General features: G+C 68.5%; 20 protein-coding genes. 11 read left to right on the top strand and 9 right to left on the bottom strand.

Annotated features, from left to right (window positions below):
- Positions 1 to 3 precede the first annotated feature (3 nt).
- The 3 genes from tgt to PFY01_RS12365 form a co-directional block, all read right to left on the bottom strand.
- Positions 4 to 1,116 (bottom strand): tRNA guanosine(34) transglycosylase Tgt, encoded by a 1,113-nt coding sequence (tgt, locus tag PFY01_RS12375; protein WP_271041492.1) that lies wholly within the window; start codon positions 1,114 to 1,116, stop codon positions 4 to 6.
- Positions 1,117 to 1,590 carry a hypothetical protein gene (locus PFY01_RS12370; protein WP_161638665.1) on the bottom strand — a complete coding sequence of 158 codons (474 nt, stop codon included), beginning with the start codon at positions 1,588 to 1,590 and terminating at the stop codon, positions 1,117 to 1,119.
- A 63-nt stretch (positions 1,591 to 1,653) separates the two neighbouring features.
- On the bottom strand, positions 1,654 to 2,412 hold the full coding sequence (locus tag PFY01_RS12365; RefSeq protein ID WP_271041491.1) for a tRNA1(Val) (adenine(37)-N6)-methyltransferase: 759 nt from the start codon (positions 2,410 to 2,412) through the stop codon (positions 1,654 to 1,656).
- 198 nt (positions 2,413 to 2,610) lie between these two features.
- Here PFY01_RS12365 and PFY01_RS12360 point away from each other — a divergent pair, with 198 nt between their 5' ends.
- A complete protein-coding gene (locus PFY01_RS12360; RefSeq protein ID WP_271043061.1) occupies positions 2,611 to 3,552 on the top strand; it encodes a polyprenyl synthetase family protein in 942 nt (313 codons plus the stop codon).
- On the top strand, positions 3,549 to 4,184 hold the full coding sequence (locus tag PFY01_RS12355; protein ID WP_271041490.1) for a squalene/phytoene synthase family protein: 636 nt from the start codon (positions 3,549 to 3,551) through the stop codon (positions 4,182 to 4,184). Before PFY01_RS12360 ends, PFY01_RS12355 begins: the two co-directional genes overlap by 4 nt.
- Position 4,185: 1 nt before the next feature.
- Here the strand turns inward: PFY01_RS12355 and PFY01_RS12350 are convergent, their stop codons facing one another.
- Positions 4,186 to 4,677 carry a MarR family winged helix-turn-helix transcriptional regulator gene (locus tag PFY01_RS12350; RefSeq protein WP_039245510.1) on the bottom strand — a complete coding sequence of 164 codons (492 nt, stop codon included), beginning with the start codon at positions 4,675 to 4,677 and terminating at the stop codon, positions 4,186 to 4,188.
- 66 nt (positions 4,678 to 4,743) lie between these two features.
- On the opposite strand from PFY01_RS12350, the gene PFY01_RS12345 reads away from it, so the two are divergent.
- Positions 4,744 to 5,949, top strand: coding sequence for an MFS transporter (locus PFY01_RS12345; RefSeq protein WP_271041489.1), 1,206 nt, complete (start codon positions 4,744 to 4,746; stop codon positions 5,947 to 5,949).
- A 19-nt stretch (positions 5,950 to 5,968) separates the two neighbouring features.
- Here the strand turns inward: PFY01_RS12345 and trmFO are convergent, their stop codons facing one another.
- Entirely contained in the window at positions 5,969 to 7,363 is a 1,395-nt protein-coding gene (trmFO, locus tag PFY01_RS12340; RefSeq protein ID WP_271041488.1) for a methylenetetrahydrofolate--tRNA-(uracil(54)-C(5))-methyltransferase (FADH(2)-oxidizing) TrmFO, read from the bottom strand.
- Positions 7,364 to 7,439: 76 nt separating this feature from the next.
- Between trmFO and PFY01_RS12335 the strand changes: the two genes are divergently transcribed.
- Positions 7,440 to 8,219 (top strand): hypothetical protein, encoded by a 780-nt coding sequence (locus PFY01_RS12335; protein WP_271041487.1) that lies wholly within the window; start codon positions 7,440 to 7,442, stop codon positions 8,217 to 8,219.
- A gap of 20 nt (positions 8,220 to 8,239) precedes the next feature.
- Here PFY01_RS12335 and PFY01_RS12330 read toward each other — a convergent pair whose 3' ends face one another.
- Positions 8,240 to 8,896 (bottom strand): 3-oxoacid CoA-transferase subunit B, encoded by a 657-nt coding sequence (locus tag PFY01_RS12330; RefSeq protein WP_271041486.1) that lies wholly within the window; start codon positions 8,894 to 8,896, stop codon positions 8,240 to 8,242.
- A gap of 2 nt (positions 8,897 to 8,898) precedes the next feature.
- A complete protein-coding gene (locus tag PFY01_RS12325) occupies positions 8,899 to 9,624 on the bottom strand; it encodes a CoA transferase subunit A (RefSeq protein ID WP_017504088.1) in 726 nt (241 codons plus the stop codon).
- A 344-nt stretch (positions 9,625 to 9,968) separates the two neighbouring features.
- Between PFY01_RS12325 and PFY01_RS12320 the strand changes: the two genes are divergently transcribed.
- From PFY01_RS12320 to PFY01_RS12290, 7 genes are all read left to right on the top strand, one after another.
- Positions 9,969 to 10,994, top strand: a complete 1,026-nt coding sequence (locus PFY01_RS12320; RefSeq protein WP_271041485.1) for an SAM-dependent methyltransferase — start codon at positions 9,969 to 9,971, stop codon at positions 10,992 to 10,994.
- 11 nt (positions 10,995 to 11,005) lie between these two features.
- Positions 11,006 to 11,419 carry a DUF2177 family protein gene (locus tag PFY01_RS12315; RefSeq protein ID WP_066626091.1) on the top strand — a complete coding sequence of 138 codons (414 nt, stop codon included), beginning with the start codon at positions 11,006 to 11,008 and terminating at the stop codon, positions 11,417 to 11,419.
- A gap of 101 nt (positions 11,420 to 11,520) precedes the next feature.
- Entirely contained in the window at positions 11,521 to 12,774 is a 1,254-nt protein-coding gene (locus PFY01_RS12310) for an oligosaccharide flippase family protein (protein WP_271041484.1), read from the top strand.
- The gene (gene glf, locus PFY01_RS12305; RefSeq protein ID WP_271041483.1) at positions 12,758 to 13,906 is read left to right on the top strand and encodes a UDP-galactopyranose mutase; all 1,149 of its coding nucleotides are present in this window, start codon (positions 12,758 to 12,760) and stop codon (positions 13,904 to 13,906) included. Before PFY01_RS12310 ends, glf begins: the two co-directional genes overlap by 17 nt.
- Complete coding sequence (locus tag PFY01_RS12300) at positions 13,903 to 14,817, top strand: glycosyltransferase (RefSeq protein WP_271041482.1); 915 nt, start codon at positions 13,903 to 13,905, stop codon at positions 14,815 to 14,817. The genes glf and PFY01_RS12300 overlap by 4 nt, the downstream gene beginning before the upstream one ends.
- Positions 14,818 to 14,852: 35 nt before the next feature.
- Positions 14,853 to 16,040: an O-antigen ligase family protein gene (locus tag PFY01_RS12295; protein ID WP_271041481.1), complete on the top strand. Its 1,188-nt coding sequence runs from the start codon at positions 14,853 to 14,855 to the stop codon at positions 16,038 to 16,040.
- The gene (locus PFY01_RS12290; RefSeq protein WP_271041480.1) at positions 16,037 to 17,248 is read left to right on the top strand and encodes a glycosyltransferase; all 1,212 of its coding nucleotides are present in this window, start codon (positions 16,037 to 16,039) and stop codon (positions 17,246 to 17,248) included. The genes PFY01_RS12295 and PFY01_RS12290 overlap by 4 nt, the downstream gene beginning before the upstream one ends.
- On the opposite strand, the gene PFY01_RS12285 is transcribed toward PFY01_RS12290, so the two are convergent.
- Positions 17,194 to 18,246 carry a glycosyltransferase family 4 protein gene (locus PFY01_RS12285; protein WP_271041479.1) on the bottom strand — a complete coding sequence of 351 codons (1,053 nt, stop codon included), beginning with the start codon at positions 18,244 to 18,246 and terminating at the stop codon, positions 17,194 to 17,196. The two genes, PFY01_RS12290 and PFY01_RS12285, sit on opposite strands and share 55 nt — an antisense overlap.
- A complete protein-coding gene (locus tag PFY01_RS12280; protein ID WP_271041478.1) occupies positions 18,239 to 19,336 on the bottom strand; it encodes a glycosyltransferase family 4 protein in 1,098 nt (365 codons plus the stop codon). The genes PFY01_RS12285 and PFY01_RS12280 overlap by 8 nt, the downstream gene beginning before the upstream one ends.
- Between the last annotated feature and the right edge of the window lie 7 nt (positions 19,337 to 19,343).

Here is a 19,343-nt window from a genome sequence, read left to right as displayed (position 1 = left end):
GCGTCAGCCGTTCGACGTGTGGCGGGCGTGAAAGTCGCGCCTGAACTGCTCGAACCGGCCCTCGGAAATCGCCGCGCGCATGGCCGCCGTCAGCGCCTGATAAAAGGCGATGTTGTGCCAGCTCAGCAGCACCTTCCCGAGGATTTCGTCGGCGCGGATCAGGTGGTGCAAATAGGCCTTCGAATACTGCGACGACGGGCCGTCGATGGTCGGGTCCAGCGGGTCCTGATCCTCGGCGAAACGGGCGTTCTTCAGGTTCAGCGGGCCATCCCAGGTCCAGGCCTGACCGTGACGGCCGGCGCGGGTCGGCAGGACGCAGTCGAACATGTCCACGCCGCGATACACCGCCTCGACCAGGTCGACCGGCTTGCCCACGCCCATCAGATAGCGCGGACGGTCGGCCGGCAGCATTTCGGGCGCATAGTCCAGCACCTCGCACATGGCCTGGTGGCCTTCGCCGACCGCCAGACCGCCGATGGCGTAGCCGTCGAAACCGATTTCTTGAAGCTGTTCCGATGACTGGCGGCGCAAGTCCTCGAAGGTGGATCCCTGCTGGATGCCGAACAGGGCCTGGTTTTCACGTTCGCCGAACCGGGCCTTGGACCGCGCACCCCAGCGGATCGACAGCTCCATCGCCTTTCTGGCTGCGTCCTTCTCGGCCGGATAGGCGACGCACTGGTCCAACTGCATCGAGATGTCGGCGCCGATTCGGTCGGCCTGGATTTCGATCGACCGCTCAGGCGTCAGAACATGTTTGGAGCCATCGATGTGGCTGGAGAAGGTTACGGCCTCCTCCTTCACCTTGGAGATGCCGGCCAGGGACATGACCTGGAACCCGCCGCTGTCGGTCAGGATCGGCTTGTCCCAGCCCATGAACGTATGAAGCCCGCCCAGACGCTCCATCCGCTCGGGGCCGGGGCGCAGCATCAGGTGATAGGTGTTGCCCAGCAGGATGTCGGCGCCAGTCGCCTTGACCTGATCCACCGTCATCGCCTTGACCGTGGCGGCGGTGCCGACCGGCATGAAGGCCGGGGTGCGGATGTCGCCGCGCGAGGTCTTCAGTACCCCGGTGCGCGCGCGGCCCTCGGTGGCGGAAATCTGGAAGGGGAAAGGCATTCAGGCGATCAGTCGTTCAAGCTGTTCGACGCGCGCCAGATCCTTGGGGCGGCCGAACAGGCGATACAGGGCGATGTGGTCCCGGATGTCCGGGACGAACAGGGGCGTGTCCTCAACGAAAACGCGGCGACGCGAGCCGAAGGCGACTGGCGTCCAGTCGCCGCCGTCGCGTGTCTCCAGATCGGCCATGACCTCGACCAGGATCGGCTGATCCGGCGCGCGCCCGAAGACGGCGGAGCGGAACAGACCTTCGCCCGGATCGGGTATCACCACGCCGCCCAACGCGCCCAGCAGGCTGCGCGCATCACGCGGCGCGCACAGCACGTCGATGTCGGGCACATGGATGTCGGTCAGGCCATAGAGCGCCATGGCCGCCCCGCCGAAGATCCACCACGGCTCGCGCAGGTCGCGCGCGGCCTCGCCGACGGCGATCAGGCCGTCTTGAAGATCATGCGGAAGGTCGTCGGGTGACACGGGGCGGGCTCGATTTCGTCAGGAGGCGGCATTTAGGCGTTCCGGTCGCGATTGACCACCCGATCACCATCCCAGCGACGCCTCGCCGCGCAGGATCGCCTCGGCCTGGGCGGTGTGTTTGCCGCCCTCGCGATCGTGCAGGATCAGCGGCGGCAGCAGTCGCAGCGGCGCGCGCCCGGTCTTGATGGCGTGCACCAGCACCCGCTTGGCCGGCTCGTCCGCGAAGGGATGGATCGGCCGCACGGCGAACGACCCCGCCTTTTCGCCCAGCAGAGCCAGCAGATCGGCCAGTCGGTCGGCGCGGTGAACGACCACGATGCGCCCGCCTTCCTTCACCGCCTTCAACAGGAAATCGGTCCACGCCTTCAGCCCGTCGTCGGCCATCCAGGCGCCCCGCTTGCTCTCGGCCGGGGCGCGCAACGCCGTGGCGTCATCGAAGAAGGGGGGATTGGATATGGCCCAGTCGGCTGGCTCCACGCCGAGGGCCCGAAACCCGGCCGCCACGTCGCCCTGACGAATCATAGCTGATCCAGCTGCGCCGTTCAGCGTCGCATTCTCGGTCGCCAGCGCCGCCATCACCGGATCGCGCTCCACGCCCGTCAGGGTCACGCCGGGCCGTCGCGCCGCGATCTGCATCAGGACCGCACCCGCTCCGCAGCCCGCCTCGATCACGCTCTGGCCCGCCTCGGCCGGGACCGCCGCCGCCAGCAAAGCCGCATCCATCCCGGCGCGATAGCCGCGTGCGGGTTGACGCAAGCGCACCCGGCCGTTCAACAGGCCGTTCTCGACGATCGTTGTCGACAGGGTTTCGACCGGCTCCAAGCCTCAATCTCCTTGACCCTCAAGGGGTCGAACATCATTGTGCGCCGCAACTCGCGGGGGCAAGCCGGCCCGGCCGCAAAAAGCCATTCTCGCGGCCCGCCGCGCCAGTGAAAGAGTATTCGTTTGGACGTCGCCATCGCCGCCGCTCACCGCCCGAAGGGGGACGTCAACGCCCTTGTCCGGCTGGCTGAGGTCGATATGGCGGCCGTGGACGCCCTGATCCTGGATCGGATGCAGTCGGACGTGCCGATCATCCCGAAACTGGCCGAACATCTGGTTTCGGCGGGTGGAAAGCGTCTGCGCCCCCTGATGACCGTCGCCGCGGCGCGCGCCGTGGGCGCGACGGACGACATCGTAGCGCCGCGCAAGCTGGCCGCCGCGGTCGAGTTCATCCACACCGCCACGCTCCTGCATGACGACATCGTCGATGCGTCCGAACTGCGTCGCGGCAAGGTCGCGGCCCACCTGATCTGGGGCGCCCCGACCAGCGTCCTGGTCGGCGACTTCCTGTTTGCCCGCGCCTTCGAACTGATGGTCGAGACGGATTCGATGCGCGCCTTGGGCATTCTGGCCGAGGCGTCGCGGGTGATCTCCGAGGGCGAGGTGCTGCAGCTGACGCGCGCCCACGATCTGAATCTGGACCAGGCCACCTATCTGCAGATCATCTCGGCCAAGACCGCCGAACTGTTCGCCGCCGCCGCCGAGGCGGGCGCGGTGGGCGCCGGCGCCGATCCGGCCGCGATCAAGGCTTTGCGCGACTACGGCATGGCGCTCGGCATCGCCTTCCAACTGGCCGACGACGCCCTGGACTACGACGCGACGGCCGAGGCCCTGGGCAAGAACGCCGGCGACGATTTCAACGAGGGCAAGGCGACCCTGCCGCTGCTTCTGGCGGTCGCTCGCACGCGCGGCCGCGAGGAAGCCTTCTGGGAACGCACCGTGACCAAGGGCGAGCGGACGCCCGAAGACTTCACCCGCGCCCGCGAACTGATCATCGGCTCGGGCGCTATCGGCGCGACCCTGGACCTCGCCGGCGACTATGCCGATCAGGCCAAGGCGGCCCTGTCGGTCCTGCCGTCCAGCGACTGGCGCGCCGCGCTGGAAGATCTGGCCGATTTCGCGGTGTCGCGCGCCGCTTGACCGAGACTGCGGATACGCTCGACCAACAGGTCCGCACCGCCGACCTCGACCGCTGGCTGTCCAGCCGCCTGGTCGCGGACGACCGCGCCCGCGCTGACCTGATCACGCTCTACGCCTTCGAAGCCGAGCTGATGACCATCCCCACGCGCGTGACCCAGCCGCTGCTGGCCGAGATGCGTTATACTTGGTGGGCGGAACAGATGGACGGCGTCTTCGCCGGCGTGCCGCGCAAGGGCCACCCGGTGTTGGAGGCGCTGACCGATCTTGTCGCGCGCCACGGCCTGGACCGTGCGCCGTTCGACGCCTTGATCGACGCCCACATCGGCCGGGTGCGCGAACAGCCGCACGATCTCGACGCCTTCTACATCGGCCCGATGCAGGTCGCGACACGTGTGCTGGCAGGGCAGGGGCATGACGCCGCCGTGGCGGATGCGGCCCGCGTCTGGGGGCTGACGCAGACCGGCCGCCGCCAGGAGGCGGCGTCCCTGAAATCCGCCGCCAATGGGGCGTTGAAACGCCTGCCGCCTGCCGGCTTCCCGGCCGTGGCTCACGTGGCCCTGACCGATCCGGACCGGCCGGAGCCGCTGAAGCGGCTGCGCCTGCTCTGGGCCGTGCTGCGCGGCCGGATCTGACCTAGCCGTTCAGTCCGGCGATCAAGCGGGTCAGCAGGGCGTTCAGCGTTTTCTGATCCTCTCGCGACAGGCCGCTTAAGGCCTCTTTGGCCGTCTCCTGATGGCTGGGCATGATTGTCTCGATCAGGTCGAAACCCTTGTCCGTCAGCCGAACCAGAGTCGCCCGTCGGTCGCTGGGATGCGGGCGCCGCTCGACCCAGCCCGCCTTTTCCAGCCGGTCGATCCGCGCGGTCATGCCGCCGGAAGACATCATCGCCGCCTCGAACAGCGCGGTCGGCGTCAGGCCCTCGCGTTCGCCAGATCGGCGCAGCGTCGCCAGCACGTCGAACTCGCCGTGCTGCAAACCATAGCGCGCGAACAGCGGCGTCTGGCGCTCGCGGATCACCAGTTGCGACGCCTCGTTCAGGCGTCCCAGCACTTCCATCGGCAGCATGTCCAGGTCGGGGCGTTGCACGGCCCATTGGGCGGCGGCGCGAGAAGCTCTATCGGGCATGGTTATCTTGACATCGAGATACTTGAGGTCGAGAGACTAGCGCGATTTTTAGTCGGAGTCCCCACTATGACCGCACGATCTGACGCCACGCCCGCGCGCGGCGCCTCGCTGCTGTTGCTGGCGGCCATCGTCGCCCTGGCGCTGAATCTGCGGCCGGCGATGGCGGCGGTGGGGCCGCTGCTTGATCTGATCGAGGGTGCGACAGGCATGGGTTCGACCGCCGCCAGCCTGCTGACCACCTTGCCCGTGCTGATGATCGGTCTGGGCGCCCTGTCGATCCGCCCGCTGCGTCGGAGGTTGGGCGAGCGGCGCGGGATCTTGCTGGGCGCGCTTCTGATCGGTGCGGCCTGCCTGGTGCGGGTGGTGCTGACCGGCGCGACCGGCCTGATCGCCAGCGCCGTGGTCGTCGGCGTCGGCGTCGCCTTGATGCAGGCCTTGGCGCCGGTCGTCATCAAACGGGCGTTTCCGGCGCAGTTCGGCACGGTCATGGCGCTCTACACCACCGGCATCATGGCCGGCGCCGCCGTCGCGGCGGCCACAGCGGCCGGTCTGGCCGAGACGATCGGCTGGGCCGGGACGCTGGCGCTGTGGAGCGCGCCGGCCTTTGTCGCAGCATTGGTCTGGCTGGCGGCGTCACGCGACCCCGCAGCCGAAGAGCCGAACCGCGCCGCAGTGGTCGAGGCGACGGCCCCGGAGCTGCCCTTCTGGCGTCAGGGGCGGGCGTGGCGGCTGATCCTGATCATGGGCCTGGGGACCTCGGCCTATACATTGATACTGGCCTGGCTGCCGCCCTTCTACATCGACCTGGGCGAGCCGAGGGCCACGGCCGGCTATCTGCTCAGCGGCATGACGGCTGCGGAGGTGACGGCCGGCCTGCTGGTGTCGCTGACCATCGGGCGCTTCCCGGATCGGCGCGGACCGATCCTTACGGCCTTGATTCTGGCCTTGGCGGGTCTGGCCGGTCTCGTGGTCGCGCCCCTCGGCATGGCCGTTCCGATCGTGATCGTCCTGGGCCTCGGCATCGGCGCAATCTTCCCGCTCAGCCTGATACTGGCCATGGACCAGATCGACGATCCCGCGCGCTCCGGGGATCTGCTCGCCTTCGTCCAGGGCGGCGGCTACATCATCGCCAGCCTCTCGCCGCTGGGCGCCGGCCTGCTGCGCGACAACATGGCCGACCTGACCCAGGCCTGGGTGCTGATGGGCGTGGGCGTCATCCTGCTGGGCGTGATGACGCTGGGGTTCCGGCCGGGCCTGTCCAAGCTGCGCTGAGCGGCCCGGCCCTCAGAAATCAGCCCGCGTCGCGCCAAGCCTTCAGGCTTTCCATCGCCCGGATGCTCATCAGGCGCTTTTTGGCCCGGCCGCGTTCCTTCAGCGGGATCTTGACGCCCGCCTCATCGACCTTGGGCGCCTCGAGCGGCGGCAGCAGGCCGTAGTTGATGTTCATCGGCTGGAACTTCGATCCTGCCAGATGCCCGCCGGTGATGTGCTCGACCAGGGCGCCCATGGCGGTCTCGGGCGGCGGCGGGGCCAGGTCGCGACCCAGCGCTTGCGCAGCGGCCAGACGGCCGGTCAGCAGGCCCATGGCCGCGCTCTCGACATAGCCTTCGACCCCCGTCACCTGGCCGGCGAAACGCAGGCGTGGCATGGCCTTCAGCCGCAGCTGCTTGTCCAGCAGTTGGGGACTGTTCAGATAGGTGTTGCGGTGAAGACCGCCCAGACGCGCGAACTGAGCGTTCTGCAGGCCGGGGATCATGCGGAAGACCTCGGCCTGCGCCCCGTGCTTCAGCTTGGTCTGGAAGCCGACCATGTTGAACAAGGTGCCCAGCGCGTTGTCCTGGCGCAGCTGGACGATGGCGTAGGCCTTGACCAGCGGGTCGCGCGGATTGGTCAGGCCGACCGGCTTCATCGGGCCGTGCCGCAGGGTCTCGCGACCACGCTCGGCCATGACCTCGATGGGCAGGCAGCCGTCGAAATAGGGGACGTGCTCCCAGTCCTTGAACTCGGCCTTGGGACTGCTCAGCAGGGCGTCGATGAACGCCTCGTACTGGGCTTTGTCCATCGGGCAGTTGACGTAGGCGGCGGCGTCGCCGCCCGGACCTTCCTTGTCATAGCGCGACTGACGCCACGCGATGTCGAAGTCGATCGAGTCGGCGTGAACGATGGGGGCGATGGCGTCGAAGAAGCTCAAGGACTCCTCGCCCGTCGCCTTCAGGATGGCGTCGGCCAGGGCAGGTGAGGTCAGGGGGCCGGTGGCGACGATGACATTGTCCCACGCCTGCGGCGGCAGGCCCGCGATCTCTTCGCGCACGATGGTGACCAAGGGGTGGGCGGTCAGTTTGGCGGTCACCGCCTGGGAGAAGGCGTCGCGGTCCACGGCCAGGGCGCCGCCGGCCGGCACCTGATTGATGTCGCCGCAGGCCATGATGACCGAATCCAGCGCCCGCATCTCGGCGTGCAGCAGGCCGACCGCGTTGAACTGCCAGTCGTCCGAGCGGAAGGAGTTGGAGCAGACCAGCTCGGCCAGGCCATCGGTGTGGTGGGCGTCAGTCTTGACGCCAGGCACGCCGCGCATCTCGTGTAGGATGACGGGCACGCCGGCCTGGGCGATCTGCCAGGCCGCCTCGGAGCCGGCCAGGCCGCCGCCGATGACGTGGATGGGGGAAGGAGAGGGGGAAGCGCTCATCGCGGCCTTCTAGCGGGCGGGTGGCGCGGTGTCATGGCCCCCTGCTATATCCGCCGCCGGTCATCGGGGGCGTAGATTGAGCGAGCATCGGATTTTGCGACTGGGCGAGACGCTGTCGGCGGCGGTCCGCGCCCTGCCTCGCCTGTGGCGCGGGGCCTGCGGCGCGATCGTGCTGGCGGCCGTGGTCTGGAGCGTGGAGCCGCTGGCGGCGGGTCGTACGGGCCTGATCTGGGCGGCATGCGCTCTGATCTCAACCCTTGTGCTGGCGGGCGCGCTGGCGCGGATCGCCATCACCGACGATCTGGCCGGGGCGCGGCGGCTGGGACTGGGGCCGCTTGGGTTGCAGTTCGGACGACCGGAGGGGCGGCTGCTGGGCGCGGGCCTGCTGTGCGCAATCTTTCTCGCCATGATCCTTTCGGTCGTGGCCCTGGTCCTGTTGGCGGTGTTCGGCATGGCCGAGTTAAACGCCCAGGCCATCGAGATGCGCCAGTGGAGCGCGGTGGGGCCGGCGTGGAAGCTGATCCTGCTGGCGGTCGTCACGGCCTTCGCCCTGTTCGCCGTCATCGCCTTCGCGGTGCGCCTGTCTCTGTTCGCACCGGCGACGATCGGGCGTGGGCAGATTGTGTCGTTGCAGAGCATGAGCATCGCGCGCGGCGGCTTCTGGTCCCTGCTGGTTGGGCTTGTCCTTACGGCGGCGCCGAAGATCGCGCTGGTGTTGCTGTGGGGCGCGGGCCTTATGTCTGGCACGGCGGGCTGGATCGTCTTCGCCGTCGTGCTGACAGGCTTGCAGGCTCCGCTGACGATGGCCTTTGTGAGCGCCGCCTATCGTCGGCTGGAGCCTGCGCCGCCCCGGTAGACCAGAGCGGCGCAGGTTTATCAGGCGGCCTGCAAGTCCGCTGCGATGGTGTAGGCCGCCTCGGTCTTGGCGGCGACTTCATCGAGGGTGACGCCGTCGGCCAGTTCGATCAGCTCGAGGCCCGCGCCGTCGGGCTTGACGTCGAAGGTGGCCAGGTCGGTGATGATGCGGCTGACGACGCCGGTGCCGGTCAGGGGCAGACTACATTCCTTCAGGACCTTGGACTGGCCGTGCTTGTTGGCGTGTTCCATGACGACGACCACGCGCTTGACGCCCGCAACCAAGTCCATGGCGCCGCCCATGCCCTTCACCAGCTTGCCGGGGATCATCCAGTTGGCGATGTCGCCGTTCTGGGCCACTTCCATCGCACCCAAGATCGACAGGTTGATATGGCCGCCACGGATCATGGCGAAGCTGTCGGCGCTGGAGAAGTAGGACGACTCCGGGATCTCAGTGATCGTCTGCTTGCCGGCGTTGATCAGATCGGGGTCCTCGTCGCCCTCATAGGGGAAGGGGCCCATGCCCAGCATGCCGTTCTCGGACTGAAGGGTCACGGTCATGCCGGCAGGGATGTAGTTGGCGACCAGGGTCGGGATGCCGATGCCCAGGTTCACATAGAAGCCGTCCTGCAGTTCCTGGGCGGCGCGTTCGGCGAGTTGTTCGCGGGTGCGGGGCATGATCAGACCTCCGATCCGGCGGCGGCGCCGGCGGCACGTTGACGGACGGTGCGCTGTTCGATGCGCTTTTCGGACACGGTCTGGACCAGGCGGTCGACATAGACGCCCGGCGTGTGGATGTGGTCGGGATCCAGCGAACCGACGGGGACGATCTCCTCGACCTCGACAACCGTGACCTTGCCGGCCGTGGCCATCATCGGGTTGAAGTTGCGGGCGGTCTTGCGGAACACCAGGTTGCCGCGCTCGTCGGCCTTCCAGGCCTTGACGATGGACAGGTCGGCGACCAGGCCGGTCTCCATGACATAGTCGCGGCCGTTGAAGTTGCGGACCTCCTTGCCCTCGGCGACTAGGGTGCCGACGCCGGTGGCGGTGAAGAAGGCGGGGATGCCGGCACCGCCGGCGCGGATGCGCTCGGCCAGGGTGCCTTGCGGGTTGAACTCAAGCTCCAACTCGCCGGCCAGATACTGGCGCTCGAACTCCTTGTTCTCGCCGACGTAAGAACTGATCATCTTGGCGATCTGGCGGGTGCCGAGCAGTTGTCCCAGGCCGAAGCCGTCGACGCCGGCGTTGTTGGAGATGACCGTCAGGCCCTTGACGCCGCTGTCGCGCAGGGCGGCGATCAGGTTCTCGGGGATGCCGCACAGGCCGAAGCCGCCAGACATGACCGTCATGCCGTCGAAGGTCAGGCCCTCCAGCGCGGACGTGACGTCAGCGTAGATCTTTCCCATCGCTCTCCCTTTTTTCACTGCCTGATGAATATCGGCTTTTGACCACGCCTAACGCGGGGGCGGGCGGGGGGCAAGACGCGGCGTCGATCCGACGCGGCGATTTCAGACGGTGAAGGCGAAAAACAGAGTCTAATTCGTCTAATTCGTCTGAAACGATGGCGAGCGGGGTTCGAAAAAGAGAGTGCAGTTGGTGCACTTTCTACGGAATCGATCGTCGCGGGAGGCTGATGTCGGCATCGCTTGGGTTGTGTTCAAGGGGGTCAGATATCCATCAGGCATCCATCGGGGCCGAGACGTCGTATTGCAGTCAAGCCTGCAGCAAGATCCGACGATCGAGGACGCCGATGAACCTGACCAATGTCGCCATTCGCCAGCTGCAGGACGCGCCGTTCCCGGACTTCGTGACGCGCCCGGCGATCGACAGCCTGGTGACGGAAGCCCGAAAGCGACTGGATCGCGACGGGCCGCATGACGAGGCGGCCTTTGCGCGCGAAATGGCCCAGCGCGCCATCGCCGAACATACGGACGCGGCGAACCAGCAGCATTACGAACTGCCGCCCGAGTTCTTCCAGCTGTGCCTGGGCAAGCGGCTGAAATATTCCTGCTGCCTCTATCCCACGGGCCGCGAGACGCTGGATCAGGCGGAGGAGGCGGCGCTGGCCGAGACCTGCGCCCATGCCGATTTGAATGACGGTCAGACGATCCTGGAAATGGGCTGCGGCTGGGGCTCGCTGTCGCTGTGGATGGCCGAGACCTATCCGAATTCGAAGATCACGGCGGTGTCGAACAGCCACGGCCAGCGCGGCCATATCGAAGCGCAGGCGGCGGCGCGGGGCCTGACCAATCTGACGGTCATCACCCAGGACATGAACGCCTTCGACACCGAGCAGCGGTTCGACCGCATCGTGTCAGTCGAGATGTTCGAGCATATGGCCAACTGGCGCGCCCTGCTGACCAAGGCGAGACGCTGGCTGACGCCGGAGGGGCGGATGTTCATCCATGTCTTCACGCACCGCGACGCGCCCTATCGGTTCGACCATACCGATAGCGGCGACTTCATCGCGCAACACTTCTTCACCGGCGGGGTCATGCCCAGCCATGGCCTGATCCGGCAGTTTCCCGACCTGTTCGCGGTCGAGCAGGAATGGACCTGGAACGGCGGTCACTATGCGAAGACCGCCAACGACTGGCTGGCGAACATGGACCGGAACGCCCCGCGGATCGCGGTGTTGATGCGGGAGACCTATGGCGACGACGCCAAACTTTGGACCCGTCGCTGGCGGCGGTTCTATCTGGCGACGGCGGGTCTGTTCGGAAACGACGAGGGCCGCACCTGGGCGGTCAGCCACTATCGACTGAAGCCGGCTTAAGGGAGACGAGGATGATCAAATATGTCGCGGCCTATCTCGGGGCCGGCCTGACCTTTGCGGCCATCGATTTCGTCTGGCTGACCACCATGACGAACCGGCTGTATAAGCCCGTCATCGGGCCGATCATGGCCGACAAGCCAGACATGAAGGCGGCGGTGGCCTTTTACCTGATCTCCATCGCCGGGACCGTGTTCCTGGCGATTGCGCCGGCCCTGAAGGAGGGGAACTGGACGCGGGCGGCGATCAATGGGGCGGCCCTGGGCTTCGTCGCCTACGCCACCTACGACCTGACCAATCAGGCGACGCTGGCGGTGTGGCAGACCAAGCTGACGATCATCGACCTGATCTGGGGCACGACCCTAACAATGCTGTCGGCGACCGGCGGCTATTTCGCCGCGCGCTGGGCCGAGGGCCGTTTCGGCTGAGCCGCCCGGCTGAGCCCGAGCTTGCGATTGCGACCTTGCGTGTCTAAAGCTCGCGCCAGGGTTGATCGCGGGGGCGACAGTTGGGGGATGGCAGGCACCGATTGCTGTCGGCGCGGGGCGCGGCCGATGCGGGCTGGGTCTATGGCGCGCACGTCGCCCGCTATGTCTCGCCGCTGCTGCTCTATCCGGTTCTGACGCGACGCCTGGGGCTGGAAGGGTTCGGCGTATTCGCCTCGGCCATCGCCCTGGCCTTGGTGGTGTCGGTGGTGGTCGATTACGGGCAGTCGCTCTCGGGGCCGCGCGACATCGCCGGAGCCGTCGAAGGGCGCGGCGTCCTGGTCGGTCAGGCCCTGGCGATGCGCGGCGTGCTGATCCTGCCCGCCGCCGCCGTCGGCGTCGGCCTGGCGGCCTTCAATCCGGTTCTGGACGGGGCGAGCGGCGTCGTGGCCATGGCGGTCGTGCTGGGGATTGGGCAGGGGGCCAGCCTGCTGTGGTTCTTTCAGGGTATTCGCGATTCCGGTCCGGCGGCGATGCTGGAGGTCGGTTTCGCTATCGCCGCGACGGGACTCGTGCTGGCGCTGCCCGACTTGAGCGTCGGCGGCGTGATGGCCGTCCAGGCGGGCGGCGTCTGGGCGGGCTTGGCCGCGACCGGCGTCCTGCTGCTGCGACGGCAGAGGGTTCAAGCGCCGGAGCGGGGCTTTGTGAGGCGCGCCCTGATCCAGGGCGGGCCACTGTTCGCCAGTCGAGCGGTCATCGTCGCCTATACGGGGGCGGGCGTTCTGGTTGTCGCGGCGCTGGCCGGGCCGGCGCAGGCGGCGCTTTACGGGGCGGCGGGCCGACTGGTCGCGGCGTCCGGGTCGCTGATGCGGCCGCTGGCAGGCCTGATTGCGCCCCGGGTCGCCGGACTGCTGGGACAGGATTCGGCGGCGGCGTTTCGCACGGCGCGGTGGACGCTGGCCGCCTCGACCGGCGCGTTCGTGCTGCTGGCGGCGGCGCTGACGCTGGCGGCGCCGCTGCTGACCCGTCTATTGTTCGGGCCGGGGTTTGCGGGCGCCGTCGAGGTGCTGCGTATGTTGGTCTGGGTGCTGCCGCTGGTGGCCGTCAGCCAGGTGCTGGGGCTGCATCTGATGAACCCGCTGCGGATGGATGGACGGTTCGCGCTGATCGTGGCGCTGGGTTGTGTCGCGACGCTGGGCCCGGCGGTGGTGCTGGCGCCCGGCCTTGGCGCGGTCGGGATGGCGGGCGCGCGGATCATCGGCGAGGCGGCGGTGGTCGTGGCCTGCCTGATCGGGTTGAGGGCGCATTGGGGCGCGCTGTTCTTGGCCGGCGGGAGGCGCGATGTCCCGGCGATATGACTGGCTGATCGTCGGCGCTGGTTTCACCGGGGCGGTGGTCGCCGAACGACTGGCGCGCGGACTGGACCAGACCGTGCTGGTGATCGATCGGCGCGACCACGTCGGCGGCAATGCGCACGACCGGCGCGATGCGGGCGGGCGGCTGATCCATCCCTACGGCCCGCACGTGTTCCACGCCAACAGCGCGCGCATCTTCGGCTATCTGAGCCAGTTTACGGCCTGGCGGCCCTACGCCCATCGGGTCCAGGGGCAGGTGGACGGGCGGAGGGTGCCGCTGCCATTCAATCTGGACTCGATCGAGACGCTGTTTCCCGCCGCGATGGCCGAGCGGATGACGCAGGCCCTGGTCCAGCGGTTTGGTTTCGGGGCGCGGCCCAGCATCCATGATCTGCGACAGGCGGGGGACGATCCGGATCTGAGGCGGCTGGGGGACTATGTCTTCGACAAGGTGTTCGCCGGATACACCGCCAAACAATGGGGCCTGCCGGTCGAGGCGCTGGACGCCTCGGTCACCGCGCGGGTGCCGATCGCGGTCAGCCGGGACGACCGCTATTTCGTCGACCGCCATCAGGCGATGCCGCGCGACGGCTATGGGGCGCTGTTTGCGCGGATGCTGGACCATTCGAACATCACGGTGTCGCTGAACACGCCGATGGATCAGGTGGGGGCGGGGGCGTGGGACCGGATGGTCTATTGCGGCGCGCTGGATGACTATTTCGGCCGGTCCGTCGGGGCCTTGCCCTATCGCAGCGTGCGGTTCGACCATCAGGTCGTGGATGCCGGGGAGGGGCTGCCGGTCGGGACGGTCAACTATCCCAACGACTTCGACTTCACGCGCATCACCGATTTCCGCCACCTGACCGGCGAGGGCGGGCCGACGACGGCGACGGTGACCGAATATCCGATGGCTTATGAGGCGGGCGTGAACGACCCCTATTATCCGATCCTGACGGAGGCGTCGCGCGCGTTGGCGGGGGAGTATCGCGCGATGGCGGCGACGCTGGCGGGCAAGGTGTGGTTCGCCGGGCGGCTGGCCGATTTTCAGTACTACAACATGGACCAGGCGGTCGGGCGGGCGCTGAGCCTGGTCAAGAAATCGCTGGCGCCGGCCATCGCCCGGATGGCCGCATGAGCAAGTCGGTTTGGGCGGTGGTGGTGACGTGGAACCGGCGCGCCCTGCTGGAGCAATGTCTGGCGCACCTGATCGCCCAAACGCGGCATTGCGACGGGGTGGTGGTGGTCGACAACGCCAGCGACGACGGCACCGCCGAGATGCTGGCCGACGCCTGGGCGGGGCAGGCGATGGTGGTTCGGATGCCGGTGAACACGGGCGGGGCGGGCGGCTTCAACGCCGGCATCCGCGCGGCGATCGAGGCGGGGGCTGACCGGGTCTGGTTGATGGACGACGACGTGCTGGCGGCGCCGGATGCGCTGGAGGCCTTGCTGGCGGCGGAAGCGGGGCTAGCGGATGAGGGCGTCGTTGCGGCCTTCCTGTGTTCCAGCGTGCGGTCGCCTGAGGGGCATCTGACCAATACGCCCGAGATCGACCGGCGCGAAAATGTGCTGGGTTATCCGGCCTGGGGCGAGCGGCTGGAGCAGGGTATGGCGCCGGTGCGGCAGGCGACGTTCGTGTCGGTCCTGGTCAGCCGGGCGGCGGTGATGCGGCACGGCCTGCCGCTGGCGCCCATGTTCATCTGGGGCGACGATACGGAATATACGCTGCGGCTGTCGCGCGACGAGCCGGGCTATCTGGTTGCGGCCAGCCGCGCCGAGCATGTGCGCGCGACGCCGGGACGGCTGACCATCGAGACTGAGCCGGATGCGCGGCGCGAGCGGCTGCATCGCTATCTGACGCGCAACGTCATCCTGGCCAAGCGGCGGCACGAGGGACGGCGCTCTGCGCTGCGCTATGCCGCATCACGGCTGAGGCTTGCGGGGCGGCTGGCGCTGGGCGGACGCTGGCGCAAGGCTGGCGTGCTGGTCGCGGGCGTGGTGGACGGGGCGCGGTTCGATCCCGAGGTCGAGCATTGCAGGCCGTCCTGAGCGCATCGCGGCGTGGAACGCTGCGGTGGTCGCAGGTGCGCGCGGCCTATGAGCGGGTGGCGTTGGGTCTGCTCGGCCTGGGCGTGACCTTGCCGCTGTTTCTGACGCCGGGGCAGGTCAGCGGGCCGCGGCTGGGGGATCTGGCGCTCGCGGTCGCCTTGCCGCTGGTAGGTGTGACGTGGCGAGGCATGGCGCCGGTTCTGAGGGCATCGGGCGTGGTCGCGGCGGGCTTTCTGGTGATGACGCTGCTGGTTCAGGTCGCGCCGGTCGGCGATCGGCTGAACGTCGGGGATGCGGCCTTCTGGTTTCGGTGGATCGCCTCGGCGCTGTCGGCGCCGGCTGTTGCGAGCCTGATCCTGAGAGATGAAGGACGGCGGCGGCTGTTCCTCTGGGCCGTGCTGGCCGGTGCGGCGTGTCATCTGGCGACCTATGGGCTGGCGATGCTGGTCGGGCTGGAGCCTTTGCAGGCCGTGGGGCTGGCGTCGCCGCGCGCGATGGTGACCACCACGGCCGCCCAGGTGCGACTGACGACCTTGGCCGAACATCCGAATGCGGCGATGGCGATGATCGGACTGGCGGTCCCAGCAGGCGTGATGCTGGCGGGACGGCGCTGGGCGCGGCGAGGGACGACGTGGGGCGGCGTCGGCGTGGCGGTTCTGGGGTTCGTCAGCACTCTGTCGCGGGGCGGCATGATGGCGGCGATGCTGGCGGGGCTGGCGAGGATGGTCGTCGGTTGGCGTTGGCGCGAGCGGGTTCGGCCGCTGGGCGTGGCGCTGACGGTCTGCGTGCTGGCGGCGGGCGTGGCGGCTTTGCAGGAGGGGCGGATCGACCTCGACGGCGGCCGGTTCGCGGGACGGTTCGACAGGACGGCGCTGCGGGACAATCTGGCCGGACGGATTCTGACCTGGAGGCGGACCGTCAATCTGGTCGTGGAGCGGCCCATGGGAGCGGGGTGGTCGTCGGCGGACGACATGGGGGCGTTCCGGGCGCTGTCGGTCAGTCACAACGGCTATCTGTTCACGGCGCGGACGACGGGTGTGGTGAGCGCGCTGGTGCTGCTGGGGCTGCATCTGACGTCGGCGGCGCGGCTGGACGCGCTGACGCCGCTGTCGGCCTATGTGCTGGCGGCGATGTTCGGCGAGGACCTGACGCAGGGGGTGGGGATGGTCTTCCTGTGCTGTCTGGTGGGCGCCCTGGCCTGGCGAAGGCCGCTTGCGCCGTGAGGGTGCTGATCGTCAACACCCTGTATCCGCCGGCGCAGGTCGGCGGGGCGGAACGCAGCGTGGCGCAGTTAGCCCAGGGGTTGAGGCGGGCGGGCGTGGAGGCGTCGGTGCTGTCGCTGACGACGAGGCGCGAGACGGTGAACGAACGGATCGACGGCGTGCCTGTGCAGCGGCTGCCGTTGCGAAACCTGTACTGGCCCTATGAGGGCGCGCGGCGATCGGCAGTTCGGCGCGCGGTTTGGCATGGGCTGGAGGCGGCCAATCCGCTGATGGATCAGGCGGTGGATCGGGCGGTCGCGCGGGTGCGGCCGGATCTGATCCATCTGCACCTGACGACAGGGTTTTCGCTGTCGGTCTATCGCGCGGCGGCGCGGCGGGATCTGCCGCTGGTGCAGACGCTGAGGGACTGGTCGATGCTGTGCGCGCGGGCGTCGCTGTTTCGACGCGGGCAGCGTTGCGAGCGGCGGTGTGCATCATGTGTTCTGCTGACGGCGGGCAACCGATCACGGTCGCAAGGGGTGGATCATGTCATCGGCCTCAGCGGGCCTTTGCTGGAGACGCATTGGGCGGCCGGCTATTTTCGGCGGACGCCAGGGTCGGTGATCGGCAATGCCGCGGGTGCGGCGGCGATCGCGCCGAAACCGTCCTTGGTCGAGGCGCCGACGATGCGGTTCGGGTTTCTGGGGCGGGTCGAGCCGGAAAAGGGAATCGAGGTTCTGCTGGCGGCGACGAAAGGGTTGGGCGGCGACTGGACGCTGAATATCGCCGGGCAGGGCGAGGCGGATTACGTGCAGGCGTTGAGGCGTGCGTATGAGGATCCGCGCATCGTCTGGCTGGGGCAGGTGGAGGCGGAGGCGTTCTGGCCCAGAGTGGATGTGCTGGTCGCGCCGGCGGTGTGGGCCGAGCCTTTTGGACGCAGCGTCGCGGAGGCGGTTCAGCAGGGGCTGGGCGTGATCGCCTCGCGCATCGGCGGCTTGCCGGAGGCGGCGCAGGGGGCGGGCATGTCAGCTTTGATCGAACCGGGGGATGCAGGCGCGCTGACGGCGGCGATGCAGGCGGCTGTGGACCAGCCGGGACGCTGGCGTTTCGCGGCGGTTGGAGCGCCGGCCTGGACCGAGGCGTCGATCGTCGAGGCGCACAGGGCCGTCTATCGTCAGGTGCTGAGCAGAAGGGCTTCGATGACTTCGGCCGAGCGTGACCAAGCATAATGATCGGCGCGGCGAAGGCCGGCGTCGCGGCGAGCGTCATCCGGTCGGCTGAGCAGTTCAGCCATATGGGCGGCCAGGGCTGCGTCGTCGGCAGGGTCGAAATAGAGGGCGGCGTCGGCGCAGACCTCGCGCGTGGCGGGGATGTCGGAGGCGATGACCGGACAGCCGAGGGTCATCGCCTCCAGCGGCGGAATGCCGAAGCCTTCGTAGAGGCTGGGAAAGTCTAGGGCGCGCGCGCCGCCGAGCAGGGCGGCGATTTCTGCGTCCGAGCGACGGCCGGCGAAGATCAGGCGCGGGTCGGCCGGAAAGGTGGAACGGTCGAAGACAGCGGGTCGGTCGCCGATGAGGACCAGTCGAACGGCGGGGTCTGCAAGATGGGACAGGGCGTGGATGGCGACGGCGAGATTCTTGTTCGGCGTCAGATTACCCAAGGCCACGAAGTAGGGACGGGTCGTCAGGCCTAGGCTTTCGATGACGGCGGGGTCTTGCGTGACGATGCGAAGATGGTCGGCGCTGTTCGGGGCGACAGCGATGCTGTCGGGCGACAGGTTGAGGACCGAGGCCAACTCGCGCCGGGAAAACTCGGAGACGGTCGCCAGCCGCGCCCGGCGCGCCAGGATTCTGTTCAGGGCGCGGTGGAAGGCGGCGTAGCCTGTTCGGAAATGCTCAGGATGACGAAAGACGGCGGCGTCGTGGATGACGACGACATGGCGACGGTGCAGCACCGGGCCCGAACCGCCTAAGGAAAGCAGGCGGCCATGGCGCGCGGCAGAAGCCAGGGCGGTCTGTTCCCAAAGGTGGCCGCCCACGCGCCCGATCGTGCGGGTCGGGATGTTGAGCAGGTTTAGGTTATCGGCGCCGGGGGGCGTCAGCAGGACGTAACGGTCGGCGGCGCCGGGGCGCTGGTCCAGGGCGCGGACGATCTGACGCGCATAGCGCTGAACCCCGCTCATCGGCTGGGTCAGGAAGCGGCCGTTGATGAAGACGGGCTCAGCCACCCAGGCGTCTGCGGGCGAAGGCGTCGCGGTAAATCCGGACGGTCTGTTCGGCCATGCGTGAGTCGGACAGCAGGCCCGGCGTAATCGGCAGGGCAACGACGCGGCTGGCCAGCGCGGCGCGCATCGCCTCGGCCAGGTGATCGGGGGAAGCGTCGACGGGTAGGCGGTCGATGTGCGCGCCGGCCTGGATCAGACGCCCGATCCCGCCGACATCGGTGCAGACGATCGGCAGACCCAGGGCGGCCGCCTGGATCATGGCGTAGGAATCGGCCTCATAACGGCTGGTCATGGCGAAAAGATCGAAGCCCGCCATCAGCGGCGCAGCGTCGCGTGCGCCCAGCAGACGTAGGGCGTCGCCGGCGGCGGTCCTGACCGACGGGGCCAGGTCGCCATCGCCGATCATGACGCCGGTGATGCGCGGATCGATGGCATTCGCCCGGCGGACGGCGTTGGCGAACCGGACGGGGTCTTTCTGGGTGCAGAACCGGCCGACGAAGCCGATGACCAGAGCGGCGTCCGGAATGCCGAGGGCTTGGCGGGCCGCGAGACGATCGTTGGCGGGCGGCGCGGCCAAGCCGTTGGGAACGATGTGCAAGCGGTTTCCGCCGAGCCCCCAGCGACGGGCGACGGCGGCCTCTTCCTCGGAGACAGCGATGATGGCGTCGCCGGACCGGGCCAACAAGGCCTCGGTTGCGCCGGCGATGATCGTCGTCAGGCTGGCCGGGCCCATCATCGGCAGGGCGTGAGGGGTGTAGATCCTGGCGGCGCCGGGCGCGTGGGCGAGGCGGACCAGTGCGCCGGCCTTGGCGCTGTGGCCGTGAACGATCTCGAACGGGCCGAGGCGGGCGATCAGGTGGTTCAGGGCGTGAAGAGCGGCGACGTCCCACGGTCCGACGCTGCGCCTCATCGGCAAGCGTTCATTGGCGTGGAGGGGAAGGGCGGCGACTGCGGCCGGAAACCAAGGCTCGGCGCGGCGTGGCGACCAGATCAGGGATACCTGATGGCCGCTTCCGATCAGGGCGCGGGCCAGATCGACCACATGACGCCCCGAGCCGCCGCCGGACGGCTCGATGACCAGAAGAATGCGCAATGTCGTC

Source organism: Brevundimonas vesicularis (assembly GCF_027886425.1).
Classification (GTDB): domain Bacteria; phylum Pseudomonadota; class Alphaproteobacteria; order Caulobacterales; family Caulobacteraceae; genus Brevundimonas; species Brevundimonas vesicularis_C.
Note: the sequence above shows the minus strand (reverse complement) of the source record. Positions and strands in the feature narration are given on the sequence as shown.

Bases quoted from the DNA above. Each gene is read 5' to 3' on its own strand.
- PFY01_RS12345 (WP_271041489.1), top strand. From the start codon at position 4,744: ATGACCGCACGATCTGACGCCACGCCCGCGCGCGGCGCCTCGCTGCTG.
- trmFO (WP_271041488.1), bottom strand. From the start codon at position 7,363: ATGAGCGCTTCCCCCTCTCCTTCCCCCATCCACGTCATCGGCGGCGGC.
- tgt (WP_271041492.1), bottom strand. From the start codon at position 1,116: ATGCCTTTCCCCTTCCAGATTTCCGCCACCGAGGGCCGCGCGCGCACC.
- glf (WP_271041483.1), top strand. From the start codon at position 12,758: ATGTCCCGGCGATATGACTGGCTGATCGTCGGCGCTGGTTTCACCGGG.
- PFY01_RS12320 (WP_271041485.1), top strand. From the start codon at position 9,969: ATGAACCTGACCAATGTCGCCATTCGCCAGCTGCAGGACGCGCCGTTC.
- PFY01_RS12325 (WP_017504088.1), bottom strand. From the start codon at position 9,624: ATGGGAAAGATCTACGCTGACGTCACGTCCGCGCTGGAGGGCCTGACC.
- PFY01_RS12360 (WP_271043061.1), top strand. From the start codon at position 2,611: ATGGCGGCCGTGGACGCCCTGATCCTGGATCGGATGCAGTCGGACGTG.
- PFY01_RS12315 (WP_066626091.1), top strand. From the start codon at position 11,006: ATGATCAAATATGTCGCGGCCTATCTCGGGGCCGGCCTGACCTTTGCG.
- PFY01_RS12330 (WP_271041486.1), bottom strand. From the start codon at position 8,896: ATGCCCCGCACCCGCGAACAACTCGCCGAACGCGCCGCCCAGGAACTG.
- PFY01_RS12300 (WP_271041482.1), top strand. From the start codon at position 13,903: ATGAGCAAGTCGGTTTGGGCGGTGGTGGTGACGTGGAACCGGCGCGCC.
- PFY01_RS12350 (WP_039245510.1), bottom strand. From the start codon at position 4,677: ATGCCCGATAGAGCTTCTCGCGCCGCCGCCCAATGGGCCGTGCAACGC.